We start from the raw sequence: 6,437 nt of genomic DNA on the forward strand, positions 1-6,437 counted from the left end.
CATTGCCGGTGTCCGTTCGTGCAGTCACCGGTGCGCCGCTCGACGACGGCGCCGGCGTTGCCGGGCTCGGCCGATGCAGCTCGAGCACGGTCGTGATCCGACCTCGTGGTTTCGTCCTGTTGATGAAGGGACTGGACGGCCTCGTTCGGGCGAGGACGTCAAGGGTGGTTGGCCAGGGCGGCAGTGGCGGCTCGGGCGATGAGCCGCGCAGAGTGGCTCGGGTCGGTGAGGGTGACCTGTTGGCCGCCGGCCAACGGGGTGGAACCGGGTGGGGCCGGCCACAGCAGGGCGCATCCGGTGCGCAGGAGCCGGTCGAGGCGTTGCTGACCGCCGGTGGTGTCCTGGTCGGTGAATTCGCCGTCACTGACCACGACGAGCAGCCGGGCTCCGGCGCGCGGGTTGGCCAGGTCGAGGGCGCCGTCGAGGGCGTCGACGGCGAGGGGGAACCCGGCGGTGTTGTTCTCTCTGTCGAACAGCCGGACCTGTGCGGGTGGTTGTCCGGGGCGGGTGATGGCGGTGACGTACGCGCCGAAGGTGATGGTGGCGCTGGTCCCACCGGCCCAGGCGGTGGCCTGCGCGGTGATCCACGCGGCGGAGGCGATCGGGTCGGCGAATGACGACACCGAGGGGGAGACGTCGACGCAGATGCCGACATGGACGGGCGGGTGCGGGTGGCGGCGGCGTTCGGTGCGCCGCCACGGCTGGGCGGTGGGCTCCTGCCCGGCGGCGCGTTGCGCGTCAGCGCTCATCGCCGCGCGGGCACGTAACCGTCCGGGTGGGGCCGGCGCGTCGACGACGGTGTCGGTCGGTTCCCGGTAGGCCGCCGCGCGTAAGGCCCGGGCGAGCTCGCGGGCCGCGGCCCGCGCGGCGTCGGTGGCCGCCCGGGTGCGCGGGTTCGGCCGCGCTCGGCGCACAGCTCGTCCGTTGCCGCGCACGGCGGTGTTGCCGAACACGGCGGCCGCTGCGGCGCCGGCCTGGTTCTGCGCCCGGGCCTCGGCGGCGCGGGCGGCGGCTTTCTGCTGTGCGCGCTGCGCGGCGTCGGCTTGTGCCCGGGCGTGTTCCTGGTCGTGAACGGCGACTGTGCCCGCGACCTGGCCGGCTGCTCGGCGCAGCACACCGCCGCCGGCGGGTCTGCCGGTGGTGCTGCCGGCGGGGGTGCCGGCTGTGCCGGTGTCGGCGCCGCCCGGTGGTTGCCGGGGTGGCAGGGTGGTGTTGTCCGGGTCGATGCCGAGGACCGCGCACCAGCGGCGGCCGAGTTCGAGCATGCCGTCGGTGTCGCAGTCGCCGGTGCGGTGGGCCAGCTGCCAGATCTCGGTGAGCTGGTCGAGGGTGGTGGCGCCGAGAATATTTGTGACGGCGTCGCGGACCGGCTGGACTTCGTCGGAGTCGAGGATCCCGGCGTCGGCGCGGCCGAGGATCAGGGCGGCGGTGCCGGCGGCGGCCCACCGGTCGTCGGTGGGCGGGATGTCGCGGAGCAGGATGGTGGTGGACGCGGCGCGCAGCCAGCGCCGGTCGCCGGGCCGACGCCCGATCTGGGCGGTCTCGATGCGGGATTCCTCGAGGATGGTGGCGGCTTCCGCGGCAGCTGATGATCCGGTGCCGAAGTCCCAGCAGGTGTGCCGGCCGTGGGCAGCTTCGTGCACGAGCAGCGCCACAACACGGGGATGTGCTCGCGCAGGTCGGGGTCGTCGCAGTCGAGCCCGGCCAGGGGTGTGTCGAGGTGGGTGCCGTCGATCTCGACGCAGGCCTGTTCGCGGATCAGGCAGGCCGGGGCGCCGTGCCCGGCGCCGGGTTCGCAGACCACGATCAGGTCGTCGCGGCCGGCCACCGGGGCGATCTGTTCGGTCAGCGCGGCCGACAGCCGCAGCCAGCCCGGATCGGCCGGTGCGGTGACGGCGGGTGCGTGCGGGTCGGGGTTGAGATGCTTCCCGCTGTTCCCGCCCGGGAGAGGGGCGGGGGCAGAGGCGGGGTTGGGTGTGGGTGTGGGTGTGGTCATCGTCGTCACCGGCCCGGTCACAGCTGCTTGCCGAGGGCGAGCGCGTCCAGCGTGCCGGACCCGAAGGTCTGCTTGACGGCTTTGGCCACGGCGTCGCGATCCTCGATCGGCGCGGCGCCGAGCAGGTTCGCCACGGCGGTGTCGACGTCGAGCACGGTGGTGATCTGTTTGAAGGCGAGCAGCTCGCGCAGCTGCGGTGCCCAGCCGATGTCACCGGAGTCGTATCGGGTGGCGAGGTTGCGGGCGGCGCGGACCATCCTGGCGTCGACGCCGAGCGCGGCGGCCAGGTCGTAGTCGGTGGACACCTTGATCTGCGCCGAGAACCGCGACGACAGGGCCTCGGTGAGGACAGCGCCGTGCACGCCGGGGTTGTGCCCGGCGACCACGTAGAAGCCGGGGGCGGCGGTGACCACCCGGCCGCCGGCGGCTTTGATGATGATCTGCCGGCGGCCGTCCATCGCCGGGTACACCACGGCAAGGACCTTGGGGGCGATCAGGGTGGCGTCGTCGATGAACAGCACCCCACCGGCCTGCATGGCTTGCGGCAGCGGGCCGGGTACGAACTCGTAGCCGCCGCCGTCGCCCGGGACGTAGTCGCCGGCGATGTCGCCGACGGTGGTGTCGCCGTCGCCGGGGACGGTGTACAGCTCGTCGCCGAACGCGGCCTCGATCAGAGCTGTCTTGCCGGTGCCGGGCGGCCCGTACAGCAGTACCGGCACGTCGGCGGTGCGCAGATCGCGCAGCACGTCGACGTCGGTGCGCTTGGCCAGCCGGCGTGGGTAGTACAGCTGTCCGTTGGGCCGCCGCACCGCCCCGGTGGTCCTTGTCGGCTTGGACGGCGCCGCCGGAGCAGCTGCCGCGACGGGCGTGGTGGTCGGGGAGATCGGCACCGAGACCGTCGCGGTAGTGCGGCTGGTCGGTTGGGGTGCGGCGACCGGCGGGACCGGTGCTGGGCCTGGCCTGTTCTGGTGTTCGGCCAGCCCGGCGGTGGTGACGGTGAACTGAGTCGTCACGCGGGTGGCGTGGCCGAGGTCGACCAGCCGGTCGCAGGCTTGGCCGACCGCGCCGGTGGAGCGGCCGTGTAGCAGTCGGGCGATCTCCCCGACGGTGAACGCGGTGCCGGTGTGGGCGGCCAGCACGGCCAGTACCTGGGCTTGCAGTTCGCCGGGGCGCAGCCGGGGCAGTCCGGTGACCGGGTTGATCTGGCTGGCGGCCGGTGTGGTCATCGCCGGTGACCGGCCCTCGGCTGCCAGGTTGGTGGCCGAACCGGTGGCAGTGGCCGTGCGGTCCGTCCCCGGTGGGGCCGGCACGGCGGGGATACCGGTGGGGATGCCGGCGGGGGCATCGTCTGGGGTGGCGGGGTTGGTAGCGGGGTGCGCGTCACTGTTCATCAGGGTTCCTCCAAGAAAGCAGGGAGGTGGCCCCTGACCGCGTCCGGCAGGGGCCACCTCAAGGGGCAAGGTGGCGGCCTGCCGAAGCCGGGTCGACCGCAGTGCGGTGGAACCCAGCCGGCGGGCTGCCGGATGCGACGCACCAGGGTGAGGCGTCGCAGGGCGTGACTGATGGGTCGGAGAAGCGGTTGCCCGTGGGGTCTCCGACGGCCGAGTGGGGCCGGATCAGGTGTTAGGCGCTTCCGGAGCCCGCAACGTGCTGGGATGTATCACGGCTGAGCTCTCGCCGTTGACTGCGATGCGGGTGCCGGGTACCGCCGACCAGCCGTTCCCGGTCCAGATCTCGAATGTCAGGGTCGCGGGCCGGGTGAGTGTGCGGCCGAGGTCCAGTAGTTCCCTGAGGTCGGCCGGGATCGGTGCGAGAGTGTGCAGGGTGTGGATGCGGCCGGTGTCGTCGACGAGCCGCAGCAGGGTGGCGCCGCTGGCGTCGGCGAGCGTCACGGCTCGGTCCAGGTGGTACTCGTCGGCCAGGGCCTGGAGCAGGCGTGCGGTGGTGACCGGCCGGCCCTGATAGCGGCAGCGGGACAGGTAGTCGCGCAGACCGTCGTGTGAGGTGGCCGCATCGGGCGGGTCGAGCGTGACCGCGGCGGTCACGTCGGCGGTCCAGGTGCCGGTCTCGTCGCCGGTCTCGTCGCGGATGACTGTGGCGACCGGCTCGCCGTCGAGCGTCAGAGCCGCCGTGAACGCTGCACGACCGCCGCCACCACCTTCTTCGCCGTCGGTGGCGGCGGTGTGGTGCGGCCGCGTGTCGCTGAGCTGCAGCCGGGTGTGCGGTACCCGGATGCCGGTGGTGTGGCGCAGTACCTCGAATTGCTGCTGGTCGCCGGGATCGGGCAGGTCACCGACGATGCGGTCGCACCGGTACGGGTCGACCGCCATCCAGCACCAGTTCCAGCCCATCACCACGTACCGGCCGTCGACGTCCGGGGTGAAGTGTTCGATCGCCTCGGGGTCGCCGGACAGGGCGCGCTGGTCGGCGATGATGACGTCGCCGTCGAAGCGCAGGTCGGCCAGGTAGGTGTTGACCCGCTCGTCCAGCTCCGGCTCCGGTATCCCGCCGGCCTGAAGCCAGGTGCGGGTCTGCCGGCGGTGGTGCTGCTGGTCGGCCACGATCGCCTCAGCCACCGGCCGGGTGCAGGAGAACACGGCCCAGCCGTTCCACCGGTCGACCAGGATGCCGGCGAATGCCACGTCGATGCGGTCCCCGTCGATCCGATCACCGTCGGCGCTGTCGGTCCAGGACCAGTCGCCGGCGAACACGCCGACGCTGCCGATGCGGATCCGGTCGGGGTGCAGGTGGGACACGTCGCGGCCGGTCGGGCTGGACGCCGCCCGGCACAGCTGTCCGACACGGTCGAATGCGGCGGTGTGGAAGGCGTCGCGGTAGGCGCCGATCGCGGCGTCCCGCCGGTGGCCGTCCAGCCCCGCCCACGCCGGGCCCGCGTCGCCGACAGCCGCGGTGTACAGGTCCCTGTCGGCGGATGTGTCCGTCTGCCGATCGGACGGGTCGAGGCGGGGCAAGGTGTCCAGCAGGGCCGGGTCGCCGTCGGCGATGCCGGCCAGGATCCGCCGGGCGGTGGCCCGGGTGTCGCCGTCTGCCCGGCCGGCCCGGCCGCCGACGGTGTGCTGCGCCCACCAGTCCGCCGCAGTGCGCCCGGCCTGCGTGCCGGCGGCGCGCAGCTGCGCCAGGGTGCTCGCCCACGGGCCGTCGTCCGCGGCTCGGACGGCGGTGGCTGTGGGCAGGGGCCGGATGCGGTCGCCGGCATCCAGGCACATCGCCAGTGTGGAGCCGTTGTCCCAGCTGATGTAGACGGTGGCCTGGACCTGGCGTTGCACGGTGCCGGTGTCCCCGGGCCGTAGGTGCGTGTAGGGGTCATCGGTGTGGACCAGGGCGATGCGCTGCCCGGGCTGATAGACGGTCATGATCTTTCCTTCCGTTGGACGGTTCGCGGTGGTGAGCCAGCGCCCCGGGATCAGGTGGCGCACGACGCTGGCGGGCGGGTCATCGGTCGGAGACGCCGAGCGGGGCGCTGACCGATGCCATGAACGTGACCGGGTCGACCGCTGTCTGTGGACTGTGGTCGCCGAGGTGAACTTCGAAGTGCAGGTGCGGGCCGGAGGAATGCCCGCTGCTGCCGACGAGGCCGATGACGTCACCGGCGTTGACGTGCTGGCCGACCTGGACGGATGGCTGGACCAGCTGGTGGCAGTAGCGGGTGACGATCCCGCCGTCGTGATCGAGGTCGACGTACCAGCCGCAGCCGGCCGTCCAGTGCGGGTCGCCGTCGCGGTCGCAGCCCCAGTCGGTGCCGGTGCGCACGTCGGTTGCGTTGCACCGCATTCGGCTCACCGTGCCGGCCGCGGCGGCGTGGATCGGGGTGCCCTTGGCGGCGATCAGGTCGACGCCGTCATGCCCGGGCCGGTCGGCGGTGCGGAACCCGGATCCGACGTCGCCGTGCACCGGCGGGGTCCAGCCCTGCGCGCTGGCCGCTGCAGCGCAGGTGCCGTGTCCGGTCGTGACGCCGGACAGGGCGGTGACCAGCTGGGCGGCGTCGGGCTCCCATTTCGCATACGCGGTCGGGTAGGCGCTGTTCTGGACGTGCTGGGCGGCGTCGGTGAGCGGCATCGCCTGCCAGCCGTCGACGGTCAGCAGTTTGCGGTAGAAGACGGTTGCCGCGTAGTGCGGGTCGTTCAGTTGTGCCGGGGTGCCCCAGCCTTGCGAGGGTCGTTGCTGGAACAGCCCGACCGAGTCGTCCAGGCCTCCGGTTAGGTTGATCAGCTGGGACTCCTGCATCGCGGTGGCGATGGCGATGACCCAGCCGTGCGGGGGCACCCGCAGGCTGTGGCCCGCGGTGATGATGGCGGCGGCGTTGCGGGTCTGCTCGGCGTTCCACCGGCCGATCGGGCCGCTGCCGGAGGGTGTTCCTCGACTGGCCGGGGAGGCGGGCCGGACGCTGCCAGCCGTGGCAGGGGCGCAGCCGGCGCCGGCC

4 protein-coding genes are annotated in these 6,437 nt (G+C 73.1%); all 4 read right to left on the minus strand.

Features of this window, described 5'->3' with window-relative positions:
- Positions 1–158 precede the first annotated feature (158 nt).
- Positions 159–1,655, minus strand: coding sequence for a hypothetical protein (locus AB0M20_RS01200; RefSeq protein ID WP_364291762.1), 1,497 nt, complete (start codon positions 1,653–1,655; stop codon positions 159–161).
- Between the two features lie 358 nt (positions 1,656–2,013).
- Positions 2,014–3,387 (minus strand): AAA family ATPase, encoded by a 1,374-nt coding sequence (locus AB0M20_RS01205; protein ID WP_364291765.1) that lies wholly within the window; start codon positions 3,385–3,387, stop codon positions 2,014–2,016.
- Positions 3,388–3,612: 225 nt separating this feature from the next.
- The gene (locus AB0M20_RS01210; RefSeq protein ID WP_364291768.1) at positions 3,613–5,370 is read right to left on the minus strand and encodes a DUF4314 domain-containing protein; all 1,758 of its coding nucleotides are present in this window, start codon (positions 5,368–5,370) and stop codon (positions 3,613–3,615) included.
- Positions 5,371–5,449: 79 nt separating this feature from the next.
- The coding region (locus AB0M20_RS01215; RefSeq protein ID WP_364291771.1) for a M23 family metallopeptidase at positions 5,450–6,437 on the minus strand (988 nt) is incomplete at its 5' end.

This window comes from Actinoplanes sp. NPDC051633 (assembly GCF_040681735.1).
Taxonomy (GTDB): Bacteria; Actinomycetota; Actinomycetes; order Mycobacteriales; family Micromonosporaceae; genus Actinoplanes.